Origin of the sequence: Variovorax sp. 3319 (assembly GCF_031456585.1) — a bacterium.
GTDB classification, from domain to species: domain Bacteria; phylum Pseudomonadota; class Gammaproteobacteria; order Burkholderiales; family Burkholderiaceae_C; genus Variovorax; species Variovorax paradoxus_P.
Genome location: NZ_JAVDUZ010000004.1, coordinates 252,609 through 277,530, shown reverse-complemented (window position 1 = coordinate 277,530; position 24,922 = coordinate 252,609). Strand labels below are relative to the sequence as shown.

General features: G+C 66.6%; 24 protein-coding genes. 14 read left to right on the top strand and 10 right to left on the bottom strand.

Annotation, left to right across the window (positions count from 1 at the left end; translation table 11 throughout):
• Positions 1 to 154: 154 nt before the first annotated feature.
• Positions 155 to 901 carry an SPOR domain-containing protein gene (locus J2X67_RS10820; RefSeq protein ID WP_309952920.1) on the bottom strand — a complete coding sequence of 249 codons (747 nt, stop codon included), beginning with the start codon at positions 899 to 901 and terminating at the stop codon, positions 155 to 157.
• A 7-nt stretch (positions 902 to 908) separates the two neighbouring features.
• A complete protein-coding gene (gene argS / locus J2X67_RS10815; protein ID WP_309952919.1) occupies positions 909 to 2,594 on the bottom strand; it encodes an arginine--tRNA ligase in 1,686 nt (561 codons plus the stop codon).
• Between the two features lie 131 nt (positions 2,595 to 2,725).
• On the opposite strand from argS, the gene J2X67_RS10810 reads away from it, so the two are divergent.
• Positions 2,726 to 3,106 (top strand): PsiF family protein, encoded by a 381-nt coding sequence (locus J2X67_RS10810; protein WP_309952917.1) that lies wholly within the window; start codon positions 2,726 to 2,728, stop codon positions 3,104 to 3,106.
• Between the two features lie 71 nt (positions 3,107 to 3,177).
• Here J2X67_RS10810 and J2X67_RS10805 read toward each other — a convergent pair whose 3' ends face one another.
• The 5 genes from J2X67_RS10805 to J2X67_RS10785 form a co-directional block, all read right to left on the bottom strand.
• Positions 3,178 to 5,229: a fused MFS/spermidine synthase gene (locus J2X67_RS10805; protein WP_309952915.1), complete on the bottom strand. Its 2,052-nt coding sequence runs from the start codon at positions 5,227 to 5,229 to the stop codon at positions 3,178 to 3,180.
• Positions 5,230 to 5,236: 7 nt separating this feature from the next.
• Complete coding sequence (locus J2X67_RS10800; RefSeq protein ID WP_309952913.1) at positions 5,237 to 5,689, bottom strand: DUF2214 family protein; 453 nt, start codon at positions 5,687 to 5,689, stop codon at positions 5,237 to 5,239.
• Between the two features lie 64 nt (positions 5,690 to 5,753).
• Positions 5,754 to 6,686: a LysR family transcriptional regulator gene (locus J2X67_RS10795; RefSeq protein ID WP_309952912.1), complete on the bottom strand. Its 933-nt coding sequence runs from the start codon at positions 6,684 to 6,686 to the stop codon at positions 5,754 to 5,756.
• 51 nt (positions 6,687 to 6,737) lie between these two features.
• Positions 6,738 to 7,928: a CaiB/BaiF CoA-transferase family protein gene (locus tag J2X67_RS10790; RefSeq protein WP_309952911.1), complete on the bottom strand. Its 1,191-nt coding sequence runs from the start codon at positions 7,926 to 7,928 to the stop codon at positions 6,738 to 6,740.
• The gene (locus J2X67_RS10785; protein WP_309952910.1) at positions 7,921 to 8,868 is read right to left on the bottom strand and encodes a hydroxymethylglutaryl-CoA lyase; all 948 of its coding nucleotides are present in this window, start codon (positions 8,866 to 8,868) and stop codon (positions 7,921 to 7,923) included. The genes J2X67_RS10790 and J2X67_RS10785 overlap by 8 nt, the downstream gene beginning before the upstream one ends.
• Before the next feature lie 128 nt (positions 8,869 to 8,996).
• Here J2X67_RS10785 and J2X67_RS10780 point away from each other — a divergent pair, with 128 nt between their 5' ends.
• From J2X67_RS10780 to J2X67_RS10765, 4 genes are all read left to right on the top strand, one after another.
• Positions 8,997 to 9,737 carry an IclR family transcriptional regulator gene (locus J2X67_RS10780; RefSeq protein WP_309952908.1) on the top strand — a complete coding sequence of 247 codons (741 nt, stop codon included), beginning with the start codon at positions 8,997 to 8,999 and terminating at the stop codon, positions 9,735 to 9,737.
• 189 nt (positions 9,738 to 9,926) lie between these two features.
• On the top strand, positions 9,927 to 12,101 hold the full coding sequence (locus J2X67_RS10775; protein ID WP_309952905.1) for a malate synthase G: 2,175 nt from the start codon (positions 9,927 to 9,929) through the stop codon (positions 12,099 to 12,101).
• A gap of 124 nt (positions 12,102 to 12,225) precedes the next feature.
• Positions 12,226 to 12,534, top strand: coding sequence for a proteophosphoglycan ppg4 (locus J2X67_RS10770; RefSeq protein ID WP_309952903.1), 309 nt, complete (start codon positions 12,226 to 12,228; stop codon positions 12,532 to 12,534).
• 7 nt (positions 12,535 to 12,541) lie between these two features.
• Positions 12,542 to 13,243 carry a L,D-transpeptidase gene (locus J2X67_RS10765; RefSeq protein ID WP_309952901.1) on the top strand — a complete coding sequence of 234 codons (702 nt, stop codon included), beginning with the start codon at positions 12,542 to 12,544 and terminating at the stop codon, positions 13,241 to 13,243.
• Positions 13,244 to 13,256: 13 nt separating this feature from the next.
• On the opposite strand, the gene J2X67_RS10760 is transcribed toward J2X67_RS10765, so the two are convergent.
• Positions 13,257 to 13,475 carry a hypothetical protein gene (locus J2X67_RS10760; RefSeq protein ID WP_309952900.1) on the bottom strand — a complete coding sequence of 73 codons (219 nt, stop codon included), beginning with the start codon at positions 13,473 to 13,475 and terminating at the stop codon, positions 13,257 to 13,259.
• Positions 13,476 to 13,857: 382 nt separating this feature from the next.
• Here J2X67_RS10760 and J2X67_RS10755 point away from each other — a divergent pair, with 382 nt between their 5' ends.
• Positions 13,858 to 14,430 (top strand): fasciclin domain-containing protein, encoded by a 573-nt coding sequence (locus J2X67_RS10755; protein WP_409050482.1) that lies wholly within the window; start codon positions 13,858 to 13,860, stop codon positions 14,428 to 14,430.
• Positions 14,431 to 14,450: 20 nt separating this feature from the next.
• Here the strand turns inward: J2X67_RS10755 and J2X67_RS10750 are convergent, their stop codons facing one another.
• The gene (locus tag J2X67_RS10750) at positions 14,451 to 15,386 is read right to left on the bottom strand and encodes a LysR substrate-binding domain-containing protein (RefSeq protein WP_309952898.1); all 936 of its coding nucleotides are present in this window, start codon (positions 15,384 to 15,386) and stop codon (positions 14,451 to 14,453) included.
• An 82-nt stretch (positions 15,387 to 15,468) separates the two neighbouring features.
• Between J2X67_RS10750 and J2X67_RS10745 the strand changes: the two genes are divergently transcribed.
• The 6 genes from J2X67_RS10745 to J2X67_RS10720 all read left to right on the top strand — a co-directional run bounded on the left by J2X67_RS10745 (position 15,469) and on the right by J2X67_RS10720 (position 20,611).
• Entirely contained in the window at positions 15,469 to 15,789 is a 321-nt protein-coding gene (locus J2X67_RS10745) for a DUF2917 domain-containing protein (protein ID WP_309952896.1), read from the top strand.
• A 130-nt stretch (positions 15,790 to 15,919) separates the two neighbouring features.
• Positions 15,920 to 17,098, top strand: a complete 1,179-nt coding sequence (locus J2X67_RS10740) for an acetyl-CoA C-acetyltransferase (protein WP_309952893.1) — start codon at positions 15,920 to 15,922, stop codon at positions 17,096 to 17,098.
• Positions 17,098 to 17,904: an enoyl-CoA hydratase-related protein gene (locus tag J2X67_RS10735; RefSeq protein WP_309952892.1), complete on the top strand. Its 807-nt coding sequence runs from the start codon at positions 17,098 to 17,100 to the stop codon at positions 17,902 to 17,904. Before J2X67_RS10740 ends, J2X67_RS10735 begins: the two co-directional genes overlap by 1 nt.
• A gap of 7 nt (positions 17,905 to 17,911) precedes the next feature.
• Positions 17,912 to 19,075 carry an acyl-CoA dehydrogenase family protein gene (locus J2X67_RS10730; RefSeq protein ID WP_309952891.1) on the top strand — a complete coding sequence of 388 codons (1,164 nt, stop codon included), beginning with the start codon at positions 17,912 to 17,914 and terminating at the stop codon, positions 19,073 to 19,075.
• A gap of 46 nt (positions 19,076 to 19,121) precedes the next feature.
• Positions 19,122 to 20,378, top strand: coding sequence for a 6-phosphofructokinase (locus tag J2X67_RS10725; protein WP_309952890.1), 1,257 nt, complete (start codon positions 19,122 to 19,124; stop codon positions 20,376 to 20,378).
• Positions 20,378 to 20,611 (top strand): cysteine-rich CWC family protein, encoded by a 234-nt coding sequence (locus J2X67_RS10720; protein ID WP_309952889.1) that lies wholly within the window; start codon positions 20,378 to 20,380, stop codon positions 20,609 to 20,611. Before J2X67_RS10725 ends, J2X67_RS10720 begins: the two co-directional genes overlap by 1 nt.
• 14 nt (positions 20,612 to 20,625) lie before the next feature.
• Here the strand turns inward: J2X67_RS10720 and J2X67_RS10715 are convergent, their stop codons facing one another.
• Positions 20,626 to 22,062 (bottom strand): putative zinc-binding metallopeptidase, encoded by a 1,437-nt coding sequence (locus tag J2X67_RS10715; protein ID WP_309952888.1) that lies wholly within the window; start codon positions 22,060 to 22,062, stop codon positions 20,626 to 20,628.
• 136 nt (positions 22,063 to 22,198) lie between these two features.
• Between J2X67_RS10715 and J2X67_RS10710 the strand changes: the two genes are divergently transcribed.
• Both J2X67_RS10710 and J2X67_RS10705 read left to right on the top strand, forming a co-directional pair.
• Positions 22,199 to 23,680, top strand: a complete 1,482-nt coding sequence (locus tag J2X67_RS10710) for an MFS transporter (RefSeq protein ID WP_309952885.1) — start codon at positions 22,199 to 22,201, stop codon at positions 23,678 to 23,680.
• A 73-nt stretch (positions 23,681 to 23,753) separates the two neighbouring features.
• Complete coding sequence (locus J2X67_RS10705; protein ID WP_309952883.1) at positions 23,754 to 24,893, top strand: ABC transporter substrate-binding protein; 1,140 nt, start codon at positions 23,754 to 23,756, stop codon at positions 24,891 to 24,893.
• The last annotated feature ends 29 nt before the right edge of the window (positions 24,894 to 24,922 follow it).

The following is a 24,922-nucleotide window of genomic DNA, read 5'->3' as shown; positions in this document are numbered from 1 at the left end:
TTCTCCTGTTGGGTACGGCAGACAGAGCCGGGGCGCCGCGCGGAGTTCCCGCATGCGGCATACCCGGGGCCAATCCTGGCGGCGGCCCGTGCCGCGAAGCTTAGAGATTATTCATGACGGCTGCCGAAAGGCTGCCGCCGCCGGGCGATAAACCTCAGCGCTGCACGCGAACCAGCGCCGATTCGAGGCCGCCGCTGTCGAGCCGCTCTTTCAGGCGGTCGGCGTCGTCCTTCTTGTTGAACGGACCCGCACGCACACGGTAGACGGTGCGGCCTGCCTGTTCGCGCTCGGTCACCCGGGCTTCGACGCCCATCAGCGACAGCTTGGCACGCTGGGCCTCGGCGTCGTCGGTGGTGCGGAACGCGCCGGCCTGCACGAAGTACATGAACGGATCGGGGCCGGACGACGGCGCCGCACTGCTGTTGCTGCTGGGCGCGGCAGAGGCCGTGGTGGTGCTGCCACTGTTGCCGCCTGCACGTGCACGGGCGAGATCGCCCAGCGGATCGTTGGACGGCGGCAGCGAATTGGCTTCGGCCGGAACCGGCGCCGGACGCGCAGGCTTGGGCGCCACGACCACCGGCACCGGCGGAGCGGGCGGCGCCGCTCCCGGTGCCACGGCCGTGTTGTCGCCGGCGGCGGGAGCAACCGGGCCAGTGGCGGCTGCGGGCGGCTTGGCCGGCGTACCGGGCTTGCCCGCGAGCGGCGCGTTCGGGTCCCAGTCGCGGTTCTTGCGGGCCTCGGCTTCGTCCTGCTCGGCACCGCCGCGCTGGGTCTTGGTTACGAACGGAATCGGCACCTTGGTCACGTAGACCGCAATGCCCAGCGCGACCCCCAACCCCAGCACCAGGCCGATGATGAGGCCGATGACGATGTTGCCGCGTTGTCTGGTTGTCTTCTTCATGGTGTTTTCACATCTTGCTCGGCGCACTGACGCCGAGAATCGCGAGGCCATTGTGCAGCACCTGCGCAGTGGCGGCGACGAGGGCAAGCCGCGCAAGCTTCACCGGCTCTTCGTCGACCAGGATGCGCTCGGCGTCGTAGTAGCTGTGGTAGCTGGCGGCGAGTTCGCGCAAATAGAAAGTCACGTCGTGCGGGGCGAAATCCTTCGCGGCGGCCGTGAGCATGGCGGGGTACTTGGCAAGCAGCAGCATGAGCGCCTGCGCGGCCGGGCTTTCGAGCGGCGACAGGTCGACGTTCTTCAGCGTGGCGGCGTCGCCGCCCCAGCCGGCCAGCACCGAGCAGATGCGCGCATGGGCGTACTGCACGTAGTACACCGGGTTGTCGTTGTTCTTCGTCACGGCCAGGTCGACGTCGAAGGTGTATTCGGTGTCGGGCTTGCGGCTCAGAAGGAAGAAGCGCACGGCGTCGGTGCTGGTCCATTCGATAAGGTCGCGCAGCGTGACGTAGCTGCCCGCGCGCTTGCTGATCTTGACCTCTTCGCCGCCCTTCATCACGCGCACCATGGTGTGCAGAACGTAGTCCGGGTAGCCCTCGGGAATGCCGACGCCCGCCGCCTGCAGGCCGGCCCGCACGCGCGCGATGGTGCCGTGGTGGTCGGTGCCCTGGATGTTGACGACCTTGTGGAAGCCGCGCTCCCACTTGGCAATGTGATATGCGACGTCGGGCACGAAGTACGTGTACGTACCGTCCTGCTTCTTCATCACGCGGTCCTTGTCGTCGCCGTAGTCGGTCGACTTGAGCCACAGCGCACCGTCCTGCTCGTAGGTCTTGCCGGCAGCCACGAGCTTTTGCACCGCGGCCTCGACCCGGCCGCTGGTGTAGAGGCTCGATTCGAGGTAGTAATTGTCGAAGCGCACGCGGAAGGCCTGCAGGTCGAGGTCCTGCTCGCGGCGCAGGTAGGCCACGGCAAATTCGCGGATCGAGTCGAGGTCGTCGATGTTGCCGCTCGCGCTGTATTCGCGGTCGTCCGACTTGACGGTCTTCTTCGCCTTGAAGTCTTCGGCGATGTCGGCGATGTAGTCGCCGTTGTAGGCAGGGGCCTTTTCGCCGCTCGGCCATTCGGGATCGCCGGGCTTGAAGCCGCGGGCGCGCAACTGGGTGCTGTTGGCCAGCGTCTGGATCTGCACGCCGGCGTCGTTGTAATAGAACTCGCGCCACACGGTGTCGCCCTGCGAGGCACGCAGGTTGCAGATGGCGTCGCCGAGCGCCGCCTGGCGGCCGTGGCCCACATGCAGCGGACCGGTGGGGTTGGCCGAGACAAATTCGACCAGCACCTTTTCGCCGGTGGCGGGCTGACGGCCGAAGGCGTCACCCGCGTTCAGCACCTCGCGCACGATCTGCTGCTTGGCGGACGTCTTGAGGCGGATGTTGAGAAAGCCGGGGCCGGCAATCTCGATGGCTTCGACCCACTGGCCGAAAACGGGGGTGGCGAGCAGCGCGGCGCTGAGCTCTTCGGCCAGTTCGCGCGGCTTGCGGCCGAGCGGTTTGGCGAGCTGCATGGCAGCCGTGCTGGCGAAATCGCCATGGGCGGCCACTTTGGGCGACTCGAACGCGGCTTTGGAGCCAGCGCCGGGCGAGAGGGATTCGAGCGTGTTCGCGAGCGCCGCGAGCAGCTCCTGTTTGACCAATAGCATCTGCGGATTTTACCGGGGGCAAACCCGGGCGGCGGCGGCAACGGTCATCGAATGCATGTGTCCGCCCGTTAGGATGGGCGACCCCGGGGCGGGGCACCTGTCACAACCCAAGCTTGCAAGGACATATCACCATGAAAAAGCTCCTTTCCCTGGTTACCCTGGGCGCCTGTCTCTCATTTGGCGCCGCACAGGCACAAGACAAGGCGCCCGCGCCTGTGGTCGTCGCTCCGGCCGCCACCCCCGCTACGCCGGCCACGCCAGCCATGCCGGCAGCCAAGGCCCCCACCGCCCAGCAAAGCAAGATGACCACCTGCAACCAGGAAGCAGGCGACAAGAAGGGTGATGAGCGCAAGGCCTTCATGAAGAGCTGCCTGAGCGCCAAGCCGGCCATGACCGCCAAGCAGACCCAGCAGCAAAAAATGAAGACCTGCAACGCCGACGACAAGGCCAAGACCCTCAAGGGCGATGCACGCAAGGCGTTCATGAAGGAATGCCTCAGCGCCAAGGCCTGACACCGGCAGTCAGCGCTTCGCTTGAAGAAGCCCCGCACGGCTACGCGCCGGCGGGGCTTTTTCCATGGGCGCTACCTGAGCGCGCCCAGCAGGTTGTTGAAGTCGTCCGTCCAGGGCCGGCTGCTTGCCGGAAGCACGATGGGCGAAGCCGCGCCCCGCAGCGGCCCGCGCGCCAGCACACCCGGCTCGCGCGCAACCAGCACCCAGTCGGTCGAGTTGAGCCACTTCGAATCCTTGGCGTCGTCGCTCACGAGCATGGCGCTCAAGCCTTTCAACTGCGCAATTTGCGCGACCACGGGGGCAAGCTCCAGGTAGCGGTTGGAGACATGAAAGGCCACGATGCCGTCGGGCTTCATGTGGCGCATGTACACGTCCATCGCCTCCGCCGTGAGCAGGTGTACCGGCACCGCGTCCCCTGAAAAAGCGTCGACCGCCAGCAGGTCGAAGCCCTGCGGCGGCTCGCGCTCCAGGGCCAGCCGCGCGTCGCCCAGCACGCGCTCGATGTGGGCGGCGCTGTCGCGCAGAAAGGTGAACTCGCTGTCCGCCAGTTCGAACACCTGCGGGTTGATCTCGTAGATGCGATAGACGTCTCCGGCGCGGCCGTAGCTGGCGAGCGTGCCTGCACCCAGGCCGATCAGCCCGACACGGCGCGGACCGCTTGGCGCAGCAGCCATGGCCCGGCCTATGCCCGAGGTGGCGCCGTAATAGGTGGTGGGCTCGCGCCGCCTGAGCGGGTCGAGAAACTGTTCGCCGTGCTTGATGGAACCGTGCGACAGCAGCCGCACGTAGCTTGCGGGATCGGTGCGCCGCACGTCGAAGGTGATCAGCGCACCGTAGAAATTGCGCATCAGGTGCCGCGAGCCGTCCCTGTCGCTGCGGATTTGCACCACCAGAAAATAGGCGCAGCAGGCCGCCAAGGCCACGCCCGAAATCCGCAGCCATGTGCGGTGGCGCAGAACCGCCACCGCCACGAGCGCCGTCAACGCAAGCCCGATGCCCAGCTCGTAGTACGCGGGCAGCACGTGCGGCGCAACCAGCCCGACCAGCGCGCCGCCGAGGGCGCCACCCAGCGAGAGCATCAGGTAAAAGCGCGTGAGATAGCGCGGCGCGGGCCGCAGCCTTGCGGTTTCGCCGTGCAGGAACATGCACAGCACGAACAGGCCGCCAACATAGATCGGAAGCCCTGTGCGCACGGCCGAGCCGATGTGGTGCTGCAGGCCGAAGGCGCACAGCACCAGCACGCCCGCCGCCAGCGGCAAAAAAACGCCGCGCCGGTACCAGCGGTCGCTTTCGAAGCACAGCACAAAGGTGAACAGGTACAGCGAGAGCGGCAATATCCACAGAAACGGAACCGCGGCGATGTTCTGGCTGATGTGGTTGGTCACGGCCAGCAGCAGCCACGACGCAAGGGCCGGAAGCGAGAGCCAAAGCAACACGTCGGGCCAGCGCGGCGGCTTCTCTTCGCCCGCGCCCGAAGCCTGGTTCGCCACGGCCTGCAATGCCGATGCAGGCGCTGCCCCTGGCCATCGGTATGCCACGAGCAGGGTCGTGCCCGCGCAAAGCACCGCGAACGCGCCATAGCCCCAGGACCATCCCTGCGCCTGCTGAAGCAGCGAGCTGCGCGGCTCGATCAGCACCGGATAGCTCAGGAGCGACAGCAGCGAGGCCAGGTTCGACAGCGAGAAGTACCGGTACACCCGCGCGCTCCAGGGTGTGCGCGCCACCCACGACTGCACCAGCGGCCCGGTGGTCGAAAGCAGAAAGTACGGAAGGCCGATGGTCGCGAGCAGCAGGCCGAGGATCAGCCACGTGGGGTCTTCGGCGCCGGTGGGCTTCCATCGCGCTGCAACCACGAGCGGCAGAAACGCCAGGCTCGCGAGCAAGAGGCCCACATGCAATGCGGCCTGCATTCGCACACGGAGGTGGCGCGTGACCCAATCGGAATAGGCATAGCCCGCAAGCAGCACGGCCTGGAAGAACACCATGCAGATCGACCACACTGCGGCCGAACCGCCGAACCAGGGCAGGATCTGCTTGGCGATGAGCGGCTGGACGAGAAACAGCAGGAACGCGCTGCTGAAGATGGTGCCGGCAAACAGGAACTGGATGCCGGCGCGTTCCATGCCGGCCCTACTTGCCGAAACCGCGTGCGAGGAACACGGCCACCAACGGAATCACCGCAATCAGGTGGGCCTGAACCATGACCAGCTTGCGCGTTTTTTTCACATCGTCTTCGGCCGGAAGGGTGCCGTTGGCGCGCAGCGCCTTGCGCCAGCGAAAGTAGGTGAGCGTCGGAAAGATCGACAGCACGCCGATGATGATGAACAAGCCGAGCTTCACGTGCAGGAGCGGGTTGGTCCAGTACCAGGCCGTGCCCTTCACGCCCCACACGGTGCGGGCAATGCCGGTGGCGAGCACCGCAATGGCGGCAATGCCGTAGACCATGTCGACCTTGGCGAGCCGCTCGACCACGGCGGCATTGAGCCACTGCACGCGGCACAGCGCCGCTTCGCTCGAAATGAAGACGACCATCGTAAGGATGGCAAGCAAGTGCAGGTAGGCAAGGATGGCTTCGAGGGTCATCGAATGGCTTTCTTCTTCAATGGAGTTGCAAATGCTTGCGCATTGTGCCGTTGCCGAAGCGGCTTTAAGCCCTTCCGCCCCAGAATTCGGGGCGTCCGTACTGCTCCTTGAGGAAATCAAGCCACAGCCGCACCCGCAGCGGCAGGTGCTTGGTGCCCGTGAACACCGCGTAGATGCCGTTGGGCGGGGCCGCAAAGTCGTCGAGCAGGGGCACCAGCAGGCCCGCGTCGATCTCGGCCTCTACCTCCCACGTGCTGCGCCAGGCAATGCCGTGACCGGCCAGGCACCAGTCGTGCAGCACCTGGCCGTCGGAACAATCGAGCGGGCCCTCCGGCCGCAGGTAGATCAATTCTTCGCCGCCCTCACCGCCTTCTGCCGGCAGGCGGAATGCCCAGCCGCGCGTTTGCGAGGCGTCGCTCGACAGCGTGAGGCAGGCAAAGCGCGACAGCTCGCCCGGGTGCTTGGGCATGCCGTGGCGGCGCACGAACTCGGGCGTGGCGACGCAGCGGCGCCGGTTGTCGGCCAGCCGCACGCTGACCAGCGACGAATCGGGCATGTCGCCCACGCGCACCGCGCAGTCGAAGCTCTCGCCGCGCACGTCGACCACGCGGTCGCTGAGATTGAGCGAGATGGTGACTTCAGGGTGCATTGCATGAAAGCGCGGCACCAGCGGTGCCACATGGCGACGGCCAAAGCCCGCTGGCGCGGTAACGCGCAGGTGCCCGCTGGCCTTGATGCCGCCGGCGCTCACGCTGGCCTCGGCATTGGCGAACTCCGTGAGCAGGCGCTGGCAGTCCTCGAGAAAGGCACTGCCTTCGTGCGTGAGCGTGATGCGCCGCGTGGTGCGCACCAGCAGCTTCACGCCAAGCCTGGCCTCCAGTGCATCGAGGCGCCGCCCCATGATGGCGGGCGCCACGCCCTCGGCCTTGGCTGCGGCCGTGAGGCCGCCGCGGGTCGCCACCGAGACGAAGGATTCGAGTTGCTTCAGGCGGTCCATGGCGCCCGAACTATATATCCCGGGTTTCCCGCTCCGGGTCTCTCCTTGCGCTCAACCGGGAGCGCCGGCCCGGCGCGCCTCGAATGCGGCAATCTCTTCATCGCTGTAGCCCACCTCCTTCAGCAGCTCGCCCGTGTGCTCGCCGATGCTTGGCGGCTGCAGGCGAATGCCGGGGCGCTCGCCGTCGAGCGTGAAGGGCATCAGCGGCACCTTGGCCATGTGGCCGTCGTTCATGCGCACCGGCGCAAGGCCGCCGGTGGCGTTCAGGTGCGGGTCGTCGAACAGCTCCTGCGGCTTGGTGATGGGCGCGAAGGGCAGCTCGTTCTGCTCGAACACCGCGCTGAGTTCGGCCGCGCTGTAGCCGGCCAGGTGCGAGCGCAGGATGGGCATCATCCACTCGCGCGCCAGCACGCGGTCGTTGTTGGTCTTCAGGCGCGGGTCGGCCAGCATTTCTTCCAGCCCGAAGGCGTTGCAGAAAATCGCCCATTGCTTGTCGCTCACGGCCGCTAGAAAGATTTGTTCGCCGTTTTTCACGGTGAACACGTCGTACACCGCCCACGCCGAAATGCGGCTGGGCATCGGGTCGGCTGCCTTGCCGGTGGCGGCAAACTGCATCATGTGTTGCGCAACCAGGAACACGTTGTTCTCGAACAGCGCAGACTGCACCTCGCAGCCTTTGCCGGTGAGCTCGCGCTGGCGCAGCGCAGCCATGGCACCGATGGCGCCGAACATGCCGCCCATGATGTCGTTCACGCTGGTGCCCGCGCGCAGCGGGTCGCCGGCGCGGCCGGTCATGTAGGCCAGGCCGCCCATCATCTGCACCACCTCGTCGAGTGCGGTGCGATGGTCGTACGGCCCCGGCAGAAAGCCCTTGTGGCTCACGTAGATGAGGCGCGGGTTGAGCTGCTTCAGGCTGTCGTAGTCGAGGCCCAGCTTCTTCATGGTGCCGGGCTTGAAGTTCTCGCTCACGATGTCGGCGGTGGCAACGAGGCGCAGCGCGGCCTCCACGCCCTCGGGCGTCTTCAGGTCGAGCGCAATGCTCTTCTTGTTGCGGTTGAAGGTCGGAAAGAAGCCGGAGCCCGAGCCGAGCAGGCGGCGCGTGCTGTCGCCTTCGATGGGCTCGACCTTGATGACTTCGGCACCCAGGTCGGCCAGCAGCAGGCCGCACGTGGGGCCCATCACCATGTGGGTGAACTCGACGACGCGAATGCCGGCGTACGGAAGCGGATTGGATTCAGGCATGTGCGTTGGTTTCCTGTACTGGGCCGCGGACAAAGCCCTTGGGCAGTCCGGCTTCGGGCGTCATGCCGTAGACCGGTTCGCCCGGCAAGCCGGCCATGAGCGGCGCGCGGGCCGCAATGAGTTTTTCGATGTCGATGCCGGTGCGAACGCCCATCGCCTCGAACATGAAGACGAGGTCTTCCGTCACGGCATTGCCGGAGGCACCCGGCGCATAGGGGCAACCGCCGAGTCCGCCGAGCGAAGCATCGAAAGTGCGCACCCCCACGTCCCACGCCGCAAGGCAGTTCGCAATGCCCAGGCCCCGTGTGTTGTGCATGTGCGCCGCACCGGCGTGTTCGCCGAGTTCTGCGCGCAGCCGTTTGAAAAGCCGGCGTACCTGCGCCGGATTGGCGTAGCCCACGGTGTCCGAAAGGCCGGCCTCCTCGGCGCCCGCCTCTATGCACTGCGCAGCCAGGCGGATCACGTCGTCTTCAGGTACCAGCCCCTGCAGCGTGCAGCCGAAGGCGGTGGAAATGCCGACTTCGAGCAACACGCCGGGCGCGGTGGCGCGGCGCAGCTCGGAAATGGCACGCACTTCGTCGACCATTTCGCCCGGCGTCTTGCGCACGTTGGCAAGCGAGTGCGCCACGCTGGCAGACACGGGCATGGTGAGCTTGTGCGCGCCTGCTTCGAGCGCGGCCTGCGCGCCCTTGCGGTTGGGCACCAGCGCCATCACAACAAGGCCCGGCAGCGTGGCGGCATGGCGCACCACGTCCGCCGCATCGGCCATCTGCGGCAGCAGCCTTGCGGGCACGAACGAGGCCACTTCGATCTCGCGCACGCCTGCGGCGTAGAGCGCGTCGATCCAGCGCAGCTTGTCGGCGGTTGGCATGGTGGCCTTGACCGATTGCAGGCCGTCGCGCGGGCCGACCTCGCTGATCAGAACATCGGGGGGTGTCATGGGCTCTTGTCTCCTTGGAGCGATCGCCTCGCCACTGGCAGACCTCGCTTGACAGTTCTATCCTGCAGAACTAAATTCCATTAAACAGAATTAGACCGCCGTTCGCCTTCCACTGTCAAGTTGACGCCATGCCCCGCAAAGCCCAGACCGAATCGGTTTCCGACCTGAACGCCGCTCCCGGCGGCGCCGCGGCGGTCGACCGCGCGCTGAGCCTGCTCTCGGCCTTCAAGCCGGGCGACGAGGCGTTGTCGCTCGCGCAGTTTGCAGAGCGCACGCAGCTCTATAAAAGCACCGTGCTGCGCCTGTTGGCTTCGCTCGAACATGCGCGGCTGATCCGCCGCCAAGACGACGGGCGCTACGCGCTCGGCGCCGAGATCGCGCGTTTGCACGGCCTCTATGCGGCGTCGCTCTGGCTGGACCGCATCGTGCTGCCGGTGCTGCGTACGCTGGCCGCGGCCACGGGCGAAAGCGCGGCGTACCACGTGCGGCAGGGCCAGGGCGACAACTGGGTGCGGCTGTGCCAGTTCCGCGTCGATTCATCGCATGTGGTGCGCGACCACGTGCGCGCGGGCGACCTGCTGCCGGCCAACCGCGGCGCGGGTGCGCGCGTGCTGATTGCCTTCGGCCCCGAAGCCGAGCTTCCGCGCGCCGCCAAGGAACGCAAGCTGTACGACACCATCCGCGCGCAGGGCTACTGTGCGCTGGTGGGCGACCGCACGGCCGAGCTGGCGGGTATTTCTGCGCCGGTGTTCCATGCCGATGGCCGCCTGGCCGCGGCCGTGACGCTGACCATGCCCGCGCACCGCTACGACGCGCGCCATATAGAACCGGTATGCGCCGCGGCCCGCCAACTCAGCGGAATGATCTGAAAACGCGGCTGATCTGCGGTCGAGGGCCTGCGATTACCCTCATTTTTGTCACTGATAAATCACGCTTTCGGCTCTTACAGGCCAGCAAAGTATCGAATAAAGTCCTTGCATGGAACATCGGCGCAGCGCTGTGCTGACAGACACCGCCCCGTGTTCCGCCCACATTGAATCGTTCTCCAGGAGAAAAACATGACCGCCCGCACCACCGCCCACGGACTCCAGGTCGCGACCGAGTTGCACCGCTTCATCGAAGAAAAGGTCTTGCCCGCCAGCGGTGTGGCCAGCGACGTTTTCTGGAAGGGCTTCGACGCCATCGTGAGCGATCTCGCCCCGAAGAACATTGCGCTCCTGGCCGAGCGCGACCGCCTGCAAACCGAGCTCGACGCCTGGCACAAGAAGAACCCCGGCCCGATTGCCGACATGCCGGCGTACCGTGCATTCCTCGAAAAAATCGGCTACCTGCTGCCGCAGCCCAAGGGCGCCAAGGCCACCACGGCCAATGTCGACTCCGAGCTCGCGCTGCAGGCCGGCCCGCAGCTGGTGGTGCCCATCCTGAACGCGCGCTACGCGCTCAACGCCGCCAATGCGCGCTGGGGTTCGCTGTACGACGCGCTCTACGGCACCGACGCCATTCCCGAAACCGGTGGCGCCGAAAAGGGCAAGGGCTACAACCCCGTGCGCGGCGCCAAGGTCATCGAATTTGCGCGCAACGTGCTCGACCAGGCCGCGCCGCTCGAAAACGGTTCGCACAAGATGGCGACCGGCTACAGCGTGAAGGACGGCCAGCTGCACATTGCGCTGCAAAGCAGCAGCACCACCCTGCGCGACCCCGCCGCCTTCGTGGGCTACCAGGGCGATGCGGCCTCGCCCTCGTCGGTGCTGCTCAAGCACAACGGCATTCACCTGGACATCCGCATCGACCGCAGCACGCCCATCGGCAAGACCGATCCGGCCGGCGTGAGCGACCTGGTGCTCGAGGCCGCGCTCTCGACCATTCTCGATCTCGAAGATTCGGTGGCCGTGGTCGATGCGGCCGACAAGGTGCTCGCGTATGCAAACTGGCTCGGCATCGTGCAGGGCACGCTCACCGAAGAAGTGGCCAAGGGCGGCAAGACCTTCACGCGCGGCCTCAACCCCGACCGCGAATACACCGGCGCCAACGGCAAGCCCGTGAAGCTGCATGGCCGCTCGCTCATGTTCTTGCGCAACGTGGGCCACCTGATGACCAACCCCGCCGTGCTGTACGCGGACGGCAAGGAAATCCCCGAAGGCATTCTCGATGCCGTGGTCACCACCACCATCGCCATGATCGACCTCAAGCGCAAGGGCAACTCGCGCACCGGCAGCATCTACATCGTCAAGCCCAAGATGCACGGCCCGGCCGAGGTGGCCTTTGCGAGCGAGCTGTTCGGCCGCGTCGAGCAACTGCTCGGCCTGCCCGCCAACACCGTGAAGCTGGGCATCATGGACGAAGAGCGCCGCACCAGCGTCAACCTCAAGGCCTGCATTGCCGAGGCCGCCGCTCGCGTGGCCTTCATCAACACCGGCTTCCTCGACCGCACCGGCGACGAAATGCACACCGCCATGCACGGCGGCCCGATGATCCGCAAGGGCGACATGAAGTCGAGCGCGTGGATCGGCGCCTACGAAAAGAACAACGTGCTGGTCGGCCTCTCGTGCGGCCTGCGCGGGAAGGCGCAGATCGGCAAGGGCATGTGGGCCATGCCCGACCTGATGGCCGCCATGCTCGAGCAGAAAATTGCGCACCCCAAGGCCGGTGCCAACACCGCCTGGGTGCCCTCGCCCACCGCCGCCACGCTGCATGCGCTGCACTACCACCAGGTGAGCGTCACGGCGGTGCAGCAAGAGCTTGAAAAGATCGATGCCGACGCCGAACGCGACAACATCCTGAACGCGCTGCTGCAAGTGCCCATTGCGCCCGCAGCCAAGTGGACCGATGCCGAGAAGCAGCAGGAAATCGACAACAACGTGCAGGGCATCCTCGGCTACGTGGTGCGCTGGATCGACCAGGGCGTGGGCTGCTCCAAGGTGCCCGACATCCACAACGTGGGCCTGATGGAAGACCGCGCCACGCTGCGCATCTCTAGCCAGCACATCGCCAACTGGCTGCTGCACGGCGTGGTGACCAAGGCGCAAGTCGACGAAGCCTTCCAGCGCATGGCCAAGGTGGTCGACGAGCAGAACGCGGGCGACCCGGTGTACCAGCCGATGGCCGGCAACTTCGCGACCTCGGCCGCCTACAAGGCCGCGCAAGACCTGGTGTTCAAGGGTATCGAGCAGCCGAGCGGCTACACCGAGCCGCTGCTGCACGCTTGGCGCCTGAAGGTGAAGGCGGGCGCCTGAGACGCCCGTCGTCCTACAGTTGACCGCGCGGCCCACCGACCGCACGGGCGTGTGCCAAGGCTAGCTTGAGCATCGGTTGCTCCATCGAGCGATCGATTCACTCATTCCATCCAAGGAGATACACATGACCCGTTCGATCAAGATGACCATGGCCGCCATTGCCCTGACCAGCGCCGCTGGTTTTGCCATTGCACAGGGCAATCCGCCGAACACCAGTTCGCCGAATCCAGCCACCGCCGCCGGCCAGCAGACGCAGCAAAACACGCCGATGGGCACCACCGGCACGCCCGCCACCAATCAAGGCACGATGTCGGGCTCGACCGGCAGCACCACCGCGAACCAGGCGACAACGTCGCCCAGCACCAGCCAGGACATGAGCGCCCAAGGCAATACGCAGCGCACGACCCGCGTGGCACGTGCCGACCGCAACTGAACGCGCGATGCTGACCGGCACTGAGGGCCGCGCTCGCGGCCTCTCTTGCGGCATTGCCATTGCCGCGCTCGCTTCATTGCTGAGCGTGGCACCGCCGGCGCTTTCGTCGCCGGCGGTTTCACGCGACGCTGAAAGCGTTGCCGGATGGGTGCGCACCACCGGAGACAACCGGGGCACGCCATTCGCGATCGTCGACAAGAAGTCCGCCGTGGTCCACATCTTCAGTGCGGACGGCAAGCGGCGGGCGTCTTCGCCCATTCTGCTGGGCCTTGCAAAGGGCGACCACTCGGTACCGGGCATCGGCGAGCGCCCGATGGCCGACATTCGCGAGGACGAGCGCACCACGCCCGCGGGCCGCTTCGTCAGCGAGCCGGGCCGCAACCTTTCAGGCGAGGACATCGTCTGGGTCGACTACGACGCGGCCGTCTCGATGCACCAGGTTCGCGCGACCAACAAGGCCGAGCGCCGCCTCGAACGCCTGGCCACGCCAACTGCGGCGGACAACCGCATCTCCTATGGCTGCATCAACGTGCCGGCGGCTTTTTACGACACGTACGTGAAGCCCTCGTTCGGCACCGCGAAGGCGGTGATCTACGTGCTGCCTGAAACGAGGCCGGCAAGCACGCTGTTCGAGACTTCGACCGCCCTATCCCAGGCGTCCCAGGCGCCCCAGGTGTCCCAAGCGGCCCACGCCTCCCGGGCGCGCTGATCCCTTCGGCGCATCAGTCTTCGCGCCCAAGGCTGCGCGCAGCCTTCTGCAATGCGACCTTCTGCGCGCGCCGCTCCGCGCGATGCGTGCGCAGGTGGCGGCCCGCCTTCTGATTCGCCTCACCTCGCGCAATGGCAGCCAGCACGGGGTTGCGAGGCGCCGCGCCCGGCACCGAAAAATAAAACCGGCCCAGACGTTTCTCGTCGTCGCGGGCCTTTCGTTGAGCACTCATGTGCGCACACTCCAAAAACAAAAAAGCCCCGGCGAATGGCTGCGCGGGGCCCTTGTCGATGGGCCTCGGCGGATGCATGGATGCACATCCGGCCGGGGCGGTCGGTGTGCGGGTCAGGTGTTCAGGAAACGGTTCATTGAGTGGGTTGCCGCCCGGGAGGTTGGTCGTCGCCGGGCGCGAATAAAAAACTGTTGCTGAAAAAGGAAGGCGGATTCTGGCGAGCACGCATGCAGCGCGCAAGTGCGGCGTGCGCCCATGTGGCGCAAAGCCCACGCGAATCCAAATGCGCACACGGCACGTATAGGTGTCGAGCGCATCGCGCCTCCGAGCTGCCGGCGGTTTCCACAGCTGTCTTCAAGAACATTCTTCCCAGGAGTCCTCAATGAAAAAACTCGTGATCGCAATCGGCGTTTCGGTCCTGCTTGGCGCTTGCGCAGGCGGCATGGGCATGAGCGGCAGCGGCGCCACTGCATCGAACCCCATGGTGGGCGGTGCCGCGATGTACCCGACGAAGGACATCGTCGACAACGCCGTGAATTCGAAGGACCACACCACGCTGGTCGCCGCGGTAAAGGCCGCAGACCTGGTGGGTACGCTCAAGAGCCCGGGCCCGTTCACCGTGTTCGCGCCGACGAACGCGGCCTTTGCGGCGCTGCCGGCAGGCACCGTCGATACGCTGCTGAAGGCAGAGAACAAGCCCACGCTCACCAAGGTGCTGACGTACCACGTGGTGCCGGGCAAGATGGATGGCGCGGCGCTCATGAGCGCCATCAAGGCGGGCGGCGGCAAGGCCATGCTGAAGACCGCGAGCGGCGGCACGCTCACCGCGACCATGAGTGGCAGCAACGTGGTCGTGAGCGACGCCACCGGCGGAACCGCGACGGTGACCATAGCCAATGTGTACCAGTCGAACGGCGTGATCCACGTGGTCGACAAGGTGCTGCTGCCAGGCTGATCCTTTCGCGGCGCGCCTCTTCAGGTGCGCTGCGCCGCCTCTGCTTCTTCGCGCAGCCACTGCGCAAACTCCTGCGCGTCGCGGTTGCCCGCGGCGCGCCGCGAGGTTTCGATGAAGTAGCCGCGATGCGAGGCCGCGCCCTCGCCGAGCGGCGCCACCAGCCGGCCGTCACGCACCAGTTCGCGCAGCAGCGGAAGCCGGCCTATCACCACGCCCTGCCCCGCAACCGCCGCGGCCACCGCATCGGCGTATTGCGTGAAGCGCAGCGTGCTCTTCATGCGCAGCTCGTCGAGCCCCATCACCTTGAGCCATGGTTCCCAATCGGCAGTGGGGGCTTCGCTGTGGTCGGGGTATTCCACCGTCAGCAACGTGAGCTTCGAAAAGTCCGACGGCTCGCGCAGCGAAGCGGCAACCTGCGGCGAGCACAGCGGGATCACCGACTCCTCGAACAGTGCCGGGCCGATGCCGCGGCCAATCGGCACGAAGCGCACCGCAAGATCGATGCGGCTGCTCTCCAGGTCGAGCACCTCGAGCGTGGCCGACACGCGCACATCCACCTGCGGATGGCTGCTGGTAAAGCGTGCCAGTTTAGGAATGAGCCAAAGCGATGCGAAGCCGGGCGTGCTGGTGATTGCCACCTGCCGCGGCGCCGAGTTGACGCGCACCCGCGCCGTGGCGTCGCGCAGGCGCTCCAAGCTGTCGTTGACGGCGCGCTGCATCACGCCGCCCGCTTCGGTAAGCGCCAGCGCGCGGTGCCGGCGCTCGAACAGCAGTACGCCCAGGCTCGCCTCCAGCTGCTGGATCTGCCGGCTGACGGCGGACTGCGTGAGGTGCAGCTCGCCCGCCGCCAGCGTGAAGCTCAGCCGCCGCGCCGCAGCCTCGAAACTGCGCAGCAGTTCCAGCGGCGGAAGCTCGCCACGAAAGGCGTCATGGGTCTTCGCATTCTCTGGAAGCATGCAACGAGTTCCGAATCACCGCGTGTAAGAGGAAGGTCGACTCACTATATTCATTCGTATCACGAATGCAATGGAGCTTGCCATGAGCACCCAACATCTTTCCTCGCGCTTTCATGTCAGCCTGCCGACCCGTTCCATCTTTGCCGTTCCCGACGGCGCCGGCGTGGGCATCGAATGCCGCAGCGGCTCGGTCTGGGTGACGCTCGACCACGATCCGCGCGACATCGTGCTCGCGCCGGGCGAGCGGTTCGAAGGCAGCGACCACCGGCGCGTGCTGGTTTCGGCGCTGGAGTCTTCGTGCATCACCATCTCCGACGCGCAGCCGGCCGCCATGCCTTTGCGAGGGCGGGCGAGCCGCCGGTCGCCTTGGCGACTGCCTTCTCTCGGGTTGTCCCCGGCTTGACCTGAGCACGCCCGGCATCGAACCTCGATGCCATGGACTTTCCAAGCATTGAACGCCGCCGTTGTGACGGGCGGCTTTTTTGCGTTGGGCGCGCGATCCGCGCTGCTTTCTTTTCACAAGGAACATGAACATGGCAGAGGCATACATCGTGGCCGCGGCACGCACGGCCGGCGGAAAGCGCGGCGGCAGGCTGGCGGGCTGGCATCCGGCGGACCTCGCGGCGCAGGTGATCGACGCGCTGGTGGCCAGGAGCGGCATCGACCCGGCGGCGGTCGAAGACGTGATTCTTGGCTGCGTGAGCCAGGTGGGCGAGCAGGCGACCAACGTTGCGCGCAACGCGGTGCTGGCGTCCCGGCTGCCCGAATCGGTGCCGGGCACGTCCATCGACCGGCAATGCGGCTCGTCGCAGCAGGCGCTGCATTTCGCGGCGCAGGCTGTGATGTCGGGCAGCATGGACGCCGTGATTGCGGGCGGCGTCGAAAGCATGACGCGCGTGCCGATGTTCACGCCCAACGCGCTGCCCGCCAAGGCGGGTCTCGGCACCTACATGAGCCCGGCAATGAAGCAGCGCTACCCCGGCGTGGAGTTCAGCCAGTTCACCGGCGCCGAGATGATTGCCAAGAACTACGGCATCGACAAGGAAGAGCTCGACCGCTACGCGCTCGAAAGCCATCGCCGCGCGATAGCGGCAAGCCGCGAAGGCGCCTTTCACGACGAAATGGTGCCCATCGAGATCCTGCTGGCCGACGGCGCGCGCAGCGGCGAAAGCCACACGGTGGATGAAGGCATCCGCTTCGATGCCACGCTGGAGGGCATTGCGGGCGTGAAGCTGATTGCCGAAGGCGGCCGCTGCACCGCGGCCACCGCAAGCCAGATCTGCGACGGCGCGAGCGGCGTGCTGGTGGTGAACGAACGCGGCCTGAAGGCGCTGGGCGCAAAGCCGCTCGCGCGCATTCACCACATGAGCGTGATGGGACACGACCCGGTGATCATGCTGGAGGCACCCTTGCCCGCCACGCAGCGCGCGCTGCAAAAGGCCGGCATGCGCATGGAGGACATCGACCTCTACGAAGTGAACGAAGCCTTCGCGCCCATCCCCATCGCCTGGCTGCAGGCGCTCGACGCCGATCCGGCGCGGCTCAATGTGAACGGCGGCGCGATTGCGCTCGGCCATCCGCTGGGCGCCTCGGGCACCAAGCTCATGACCACGCTGATTCATGCGCTCGGCCGGCGTGGCAAGCGCTACGGGTTGCAGACGATGTGCGAAGGCGGTGGCATGGCCAACGTCACCATCGTGGAAAGGCTCTGATGACCTCACAGCAGCCTTACGTGCTCTATGAGCTCGCCGACGGCGTCGCCACGCTCACGCTGAACCTGCCGGCCAAGCTGAATCCGATTGCACGCGACCTGCAGGTCGAACTGCGCGACACGCTGGAGCGAATTCGCGGCGACCGGGAGGTGCGCGCCGTGATCCTGACCGGCGCGGGCAAGGCCTTTTGCGTGGGCGCCGACCTGAGCGCCATGACGCCCGGCGAGGAAGGCAAGTCGCTTGGCGACCAGACAGCCGAATGGATGCAGTCGCTCAGCAACCCGCTGATCGAAACGCTGCGCACGCTGCCCGTGCCGGTCGTGGCTGCGGTCAATGGCGCCGCTGCAGGCGCAGGTGTCGGGCTGGCGCTGGCGGCCGATGTGACGATTGCGGCACGCAGCGCCTACTTCTACCTGCCCTTCTTGCCCAAGCTCGGCATCGTGCCCGACCTGGGCTGCACCTGGGCCATTCCACGGCGGGCCGGCAGGGCGCGCGCCATGGGCATGGCGCTGCTCGACGAGCGCCTGAGCGCCGGCCGCGCGGTGCAGTGGGGGCTGATCTGGGCTTGCGCCGACGATGAACAGCTGCTCGAGGAAGCGCGCGCGATTGCGCAGCGCCTCGCCCGCCTGCCCGCCCACGCGGTCATGGAGGCGCGCGAAGCCTTCGAGGCCGCCGAGCGCCACACGCTGGCCGAACAACTGCACTACGAAAGCGAACGACAGCGCGAGCTGATCGACCGCCCCACCTTCCGCGAAGGCGTGAGCGCCTTCCTGCAGAAGCGCCCGCCAACCTTCCCGGGGCGCTGAGGCAGCCATGATCGAACGCACGCTTTTCAGCGCCGACCACGAAGCTTTTCGCGACAGCTTCCGCCGCTTCATGGACAAGGAGATCGCACCCTTCCACGACGCGTGGGAAGAACAAGGCTACGTGGACCGCGCCGTGTGGCCCAAGGCTGGCGAAAACGGCTTTCTCTGCATGGCGCTGCCCGACGAATACGGCGGCGCAGGTGCCGACCTGCTCTATTCGGTGATCCAGTTCGAAGAGCTCTGGGCGCGCGGCTTTACGGGCATAGGCTTCGGGCTGCACAGCGAGATCGTGGCGCCGTACATCCTGCGCTACGGCACGCAGGCACAGAAGCAGCATTACCTGCCCAGGCTCGCGAGCGGCGAAATGGTCGGTGCCATTGCCATGAGCGAGCCCGGCGCGGGCAGCGACTTGCAGGCTGTAAAGACCAGCGCCATCCGGCAGGCCGACGGCAGCTACCTGCTCAACGGCAGCAAGACCTTCATTACCAACGGCTGGCATGCCGACCTGGTGATCGTGGTGGCCAAGACCGACCCGGCCGCGGGAGCGAAGGGCACCAGCCTGTTCCTGGTCGAGCGCGGCATGGCGGGCTTCGAGAAAGGCAAGCGGCTCAAGAAACTTGGCCTCAAGGCGCAGGACACGTCGGAGCTGTTCTTCGACGATGTGCGCTTGCCCGCCAGCGCGCTGCTCGGCGATGCGGCGCAGCTGAACCGCGGTTTCGTCTGCCTGATGGAGCAGTTGCCGTGGGAGCGGCTGCAAATTGCGATCAGCGCGGTGGCCGCATCGCAGGCGGCCATCGACCAGACCGTGGCTTACGTTAAAGACCGCAAGGTGTTCGGCCAGCCCGTGGGCAACTACCAGAACACGCGATACACCCTCGCCGAGCTGCAGACCGAGGTGCAGGTGGCGCAGGTTTTCGTCGACAAATGCATCGAGCTGCTGATGGCCGAAAAGCTCGATACCGCCACCGCCAGCATGGCCAAGTACTGGACCACCGACCTGCAATGCAAGGTGATGGACGAGTGCGTGCAGCTGCATGGCGGCTACGGCTTCATGTGGGAGTACCCGATTACCCGCGCGTACGCCGACGCGCGGGTGCAGCGCATCTACGGTGGCACCAACGAGATCATGAAGGAAGTGATCACGCGTTCGATGGGCCTGGGCGGGCGCTGAAACGGCGCCACTGGCGCCCGGGGAAGGGCTGCGGGAGAATGGCCGCATGCCCATCCTCAACGCCTTCTACGCCCAGTCGGGCGGCGTCACCTCGGTCATCAATGCGTCGGCCTGCGGCGTGATCGAGACGGCACGAAAACACCCGGACCGCATCGGCAAGCTCTACGCCGGGCGCAACGGCATCATCGGCGCGCTGACCGAAGAGCTCATCGACACCGGCGCCGAGCCGGACGAGGCGATTGCGGCGCTGCGTTCCACGCCTTCGGGCGCATTCGGTTCGTGCCGCTACAAGCTCAAGTCGCTCGAAAAGAACCGGCGCGAGTACGAGAGGCTCATCGAGGTTTTCAAGGCGCACGGCATCGGCTACTTCTTCTACAACGGCGGCGGCGATTCGGCCGACACCTGCTTCAAGGTGAGCCAGCTGTCGCAGTCGCTCGGCTATCCGCTGCAGGCCATTCACGTGCCCAAGACCATCGACAACGACCTGCCGCTGACCGACTGCTGCCCGGGCTTCGGCTCGGTGGCCAAGTATGTTGCGGTGTCCACGCTCGAAGCCTCGTTCGACGTGCGTTCGATGGCGGCCACCTCCACCAAGGTGTTCGTGCTCGAAGTGATGGGGCGGCACGCGGGCTGGATTGCGGCGGCTGGCGGGCTGGCGGCGGACCACGGCATTCCGGTGGTGGTGCTGTTCCCCGAGATCGAGTTCGACAAGGCTCGATTCCTGGCACGCGTGGACGAACTGGTAAAGCAGCACGGCTACTGCTCGGTGGTGGTGTCCGAAGGCTGCCACTACCCTGACGGCAGCTTCCTCGCGGAGCAAGGCACGCGCGATGCTTTCGGCCATGCGCAGCTGGGTGGCGCCGCACCGGTGGTGGCGCAAATGGTCAAGGACGCGCTGGGCCACAAGTTCCACTGGGCGGTGGCCGACTACCTGCAACGTGCGGCGCGGCACATTGCCTCGGCCACCGACGTGCGGCAGGCTTACGAGCTGGGGCAGCGCGCAGTCGAACTCGCCCTGGAGGGCCACAACGCCGTCATGCCGACGATCGAACGCACCTCCGATGCGCCGTACACGTACCGCATCGGCAGTGCGCCGCTCGAGGCGGTTGCAAACGTCGAAAAGCCGATGCCGCGCGACTTCATTTCGGACGACGGCTACGGCATTACAGACAAGTGCCGGCTTTACCTGCTGCCGCTGATCGAGGGCGAGGACTACCCCGCCTATCGCAATGGCTTGCCGGTATACGCAACGCTCCGGAATGTGGCGGTGGCAAAGAAGCTGCCGGCTTTCGAGCTCGCCTGATGGCCATGACGCCTGCTCTTCCAGACACGATCGATGCCACGCGCTGTCCGCTTTGCGGTGAGCAGAATCGCTGTGCGATGGAAGTGGCGCGCGAAACCGGAGAGCCGCAACCGCCCTGCTGGTGCATGGCGACGGACTTTCGCAATGCGCCGTTGGCGGCGGTGCCGCAGCAGATGCGCGGCAAGGCCTGCATTTGTGCGCGCTGCGCCGCAAACGCGCCTGCCGGCTCCTAGCTTTTCCCCCCGTTTTAGAACTGCGCCGCGTTCTGTTGCTGGCTTTGCACCTGCGTCTGTGACTGTTCGGGTTCCGGCCCGTTCGCGGGCTCGTTCACCGGTTCTTCCGCCGGCGCCGGGGGCTGCGAATCCCCCGGCATCGGCACTGTCGGTGCGGCCGCCGTGGACGAAGGGCGGTCGCGCTGCTCGGTCACCACGCAGTGGATGAACTGCAGCTTGCCCACTGCCGCACGCGGCAGCACGAAGGGGTAGTAGTCGGGCTGGCCCATGCTGCGCGACAGTTCGTTCAGCACGTTGGTGAGCAGCACCCAGCCATTCAGAAAATCCAGGAACTTGGCGGCGCCGGGGTGTTCCGGCCGCCACAGGTCTTCGAGCGTGAACAGGTCGCTTGCAAGCTCGACGTTGGTGGCGTCCACGCCGAAGCTCATCGCCGTGTCGGTGGTGTCGGCCATGTGCAGGTAGTGGGCCCAGGTTTCGGCCCAGTCTTCCCACGGATGCATGCTGGCGTAGCTGCTGACGAAGTGAATCGACCAGTCGGGCGGCGGGCCTTGCTCGTAGTGCCGCTGCAGTGCGGCGGTGTAGTCGGCACGCTCGTCGCCGAAGAGCGCGCGAAACTCGTCGAGCCATGCCGTGGGCTGCACCAGCAGGTCCCAGTAGTAATGGCCGATTTCGTGCCGAAAGTGCCCCAACAGCGTTCGGTAAGGCTCGCGCATCTCTGCGCGGATGCGCTCGCGCACCGCATCTTCAGCCTCTTCTGCGTTGAGGGTGATCACGCCGTGCTCGTGGCCGGTCATCACGTGCGGGCTGCCGGGCATGTTGCTGAGAAAGTCGAAAGCCAGTCCATGCGCCGGATCGGCGTGGCGGCTCACCACCGGCAGCCCGAGCGCCAGCAGCTGCGAAATGAGGCGGCGCTTCGCGTGCTCCAGCTTGCGCCACAGCTCGCCGTTGCTTTCCACCGAAAGGTCGGGAATGGTGCGGTTGACGCTGCATGCCAGGCAGTAGCCGGGGGCGAGGCCGTCGGTGCTGAAGGCGGGATCGTCGCCCTCGCGCGGTGCCGGCACCATCCAGTTGCAGCTGGCGGCCGTCATCAGGTTGGCGCAGCGGCGGTACCTTTTGCCGTCCGGATTGCCGAAGACGGTGAAGGTGTCGGGCAAGGGGTTCTCGCCCTCCGCCTGCGCTGCGTTGTCGGCCGTCTCTTCGACAGGCGCCAGCGGCACCACGCCGAGCCGCTCGATCACGTATCCGAGCGGTGTGTGGCAGGCCAGGCACTGGCTGTTGCGCAGGAACACCGGGCGGCCGCACTGGCAGCGGTAGGCGCGGCTGACGGTGGGCGCGGCAAGTTCGGCCGCGAGGTTGGGTGCGGCCGGCGCGGCCTGGGTGTCCGCTTGGTCACCGGGCTGTGCGGCTTGATTGCCAGGTTGCACGGCGGGTTGATCGGATTGGGGAGCCATGTCGTTTTTTGTTTTCTCGAGAGCAGTGCGGGACAGCTTGTGCATTGTGCGACCGTTGCATCGGCGCCCATTCGCGCAAAGACCGATATGCTTGTAGGACGACGGACCCGCACCGAAGCCGGGCCGCCGCCTCACGATGCCCACTTCCCAGCCCGAAGCCGCACAGCCGGCCCCGCCCACCCTCGGCACGATGCGCGAACGCTACGGTCCGCGCTACCGCTGGTACCTGCTGCTCTCGGTCATGGTGGGCGTGATGGCGTCGATCATGTCGTCGACCATCGTCAACGTGGCGATTCCGGGCATGAGCCACCACTTTTCGCTCGGCCAGGAGCGTGCCCAATGGGTGAGCTCCGGCTTCATGGTGGCCATGACCGTTTCGATGCTCACCACACCCTGGCTGCTGTCGCGCTACGGCTACAGGCGCACCTACGCGGGCACCATGGCGCTGCTGCTGGCGGGCGGCGTGGCGGGCGGGCTGGCCAACAATTTTTCATTGGTGCTGCTGGCGCGCGTGGCGGAAGGGCTGGCGGCAGGCGTGGTGCAGCCCATTCCGGCCATCATCATCCTGCGCGCCTTCGAGCCGCACGAGCAAGGCCGTGCGAGCGGCATCTTCGGCATGGGCGTGGTGCTGGCGCCGGCCATCGGCCCGAGCATCGGCGGGGTGCTGGTCGACCTGTTCGGCTGGCGCTCCATCTTCTTCATGGTGGTGCCGTTCTGCCTGGCGTCGCTCTGGCTTGCCTACAAGTTCGTGCCCACCACGGCGCCCGGCGGGGTGGCGGCCACGCGCGGCAGCGGGCTCGACTGGCGCGGCCTGGCCCTGGGCACGGCCGGCACGCTCTGCCTGCTGAACGGGCTGGTCGAATTGCGGGGCGATTCGCCGCTGCAGGCGGCGTTGCTGCTGGCCGGTGCAATGGTTTCCTTTGCGGCCTTCATATGGTGGCAGCGCCGGTTTGCGGCCTCGGGCGGCACGCCGCTGATGAACCTGGGCCTTTTTCAGTACCGGCAGTTCGCCATGGGGAGCGTGGTCGCCTTCATCTACGGCACGGCGCTGTTCGGCTCCACCTACCTGCTGCCGGTGTACATGCAAGTGGGGCTGCACCTGTCGGCTTCGCACGTCGGCACCATCCTGCTGCCGGCGGGCATTGTGCTGGCCGTCACCATCGCCGGCGTGGGCCGGCTGGCCGACCGGCAGCCGACGTGGCTGCTTGTGAGCGTCGGCCTGGCGCTGCTGGCGGCCTCTTTTGCGCTGATGGTGGTGGTAAGGCTCGACAGCGCGCTGTGGCTGCTGGTGGCGTTTGCCATCATCGGGCGCGTCGGGCTGGGCTTCATCCTGCCTTCGCTCAACCTCGGCTCGATGCGGCCGCTGGCCAAGCCGCTCATTCCGCAGGGTGCCAGCGCCATCAACTTCTTGCGCATGCTCGGCGGTGCGGCCGGCGTGAGCCTGTGCGCCATCGTGCTCGAGTGGCGGCTGGCCGCGCACGGCGATTCGCTTGCCAACGCCACCACCAGCCCGGCGCGGCTGGCGGCGTTCGACGAGGTGTTCCTGATGCTGGCCGCGCTGTGCGCAATTGCCATCTGCGCGGCGTGGCAACTTCGGCAGTCCGAGCCCCAAGGGTAAGCCCCAAGTAATACCTAAGCATCCATAGTTTCTAATTGTTAATATTGTTAGACATTGATGGAATGGGCTCCGTATGCAACGCAGAAGTTTTGTCGCTTCGTCGGCGGTTTTGGCTGCGGGCCTGGCCCGTATGTCGTCGGCAAGTGCCGCCGAAATGGGCGTTAGCGACACCGAGATCGTGCTTGGGAGCTCGGCCGTTCTGAGCGGGCCGCTCGGTTCGCAGATCAAGGTTGTGCACAACGGCGCTGCGCTGGCTTTCGACTCCGTCAACGAACAAGGCGGCGTGAACGGGCGCAAGATCAAGCTGGTGGCGCTGGACGACGAGCTGAAGCCCGAGAAGGCGCTCGAGAACTACGGCAAGCTGCTGAACGACCACCGCGTATTCGCATTCTTCGGCTGCGTGGGCTCGGGCACCACGTCCGCCGCGGCCAAGCTGCTGCAGCAAAGCGGCGCACCCAGCGTGGGCGGCTACGGCGTGGGCGACAGCGCCCGTGAACGCGTGGCGGGCTCGGCTTACTTCGTGCGCGCAAGCAATGCCCGCGAGGCGCAGGCGCTGGTGGAGCACCTCTCGACCATCGGCGTGAGCAGGATCGCCATCGCGCACCTGGACAATCCCGGCGGCCTCGAGGCGGTCAAGCTGATCGAGACGGCCATGGCCACCCACAAGCAGGCGCCCACGGTGGTGGTTGCGGTAAAGGGCGATGGTTCGACCTCTGCAGCCGCCGGCAAGACGCTTGCCGACAGCCAACCCCAGGCCGTGCTGATGTACCTGGCCGGCACGGTAACGGGCGAAGTGATCAAGGCCATGTATGCCGCAGGCAGCAAGCCGATGTTCTACGGCATGTCGGTCGTTTCGGGCGAGGTCACGGCCAAGGTGGTTCCGCTGCAGGCCGGCGGCCTAGCGATTTCGCAGGTCACGCCGTATCCGTGGGGCGAGGTCGAAGTGGTAACGCGCGACTACCGGCGCCTGGCCGAACGCGCCCAGGTGCCCGTGGGCTACGGCAGCTTCGAGGGCTACCTGAACGGCTTGGTGATGATCGAGGCGCTCAAGCGCACCGGACGCGACCTGACCCGCGCCCGCCTGCATGCCACGTTGCGCGCGCTCAAGCTGCGCCTGGCGGGCATGGACATCGACTTTTCGACCGGTGCCACCACCGGCTCGCGCTTCATCGAAATGGTGCGCGTCACGCCCGAAGGCCGCTTCGTTCGCTGAGCGTTGGGCGGGTTCGCCCGCGGCGGCTG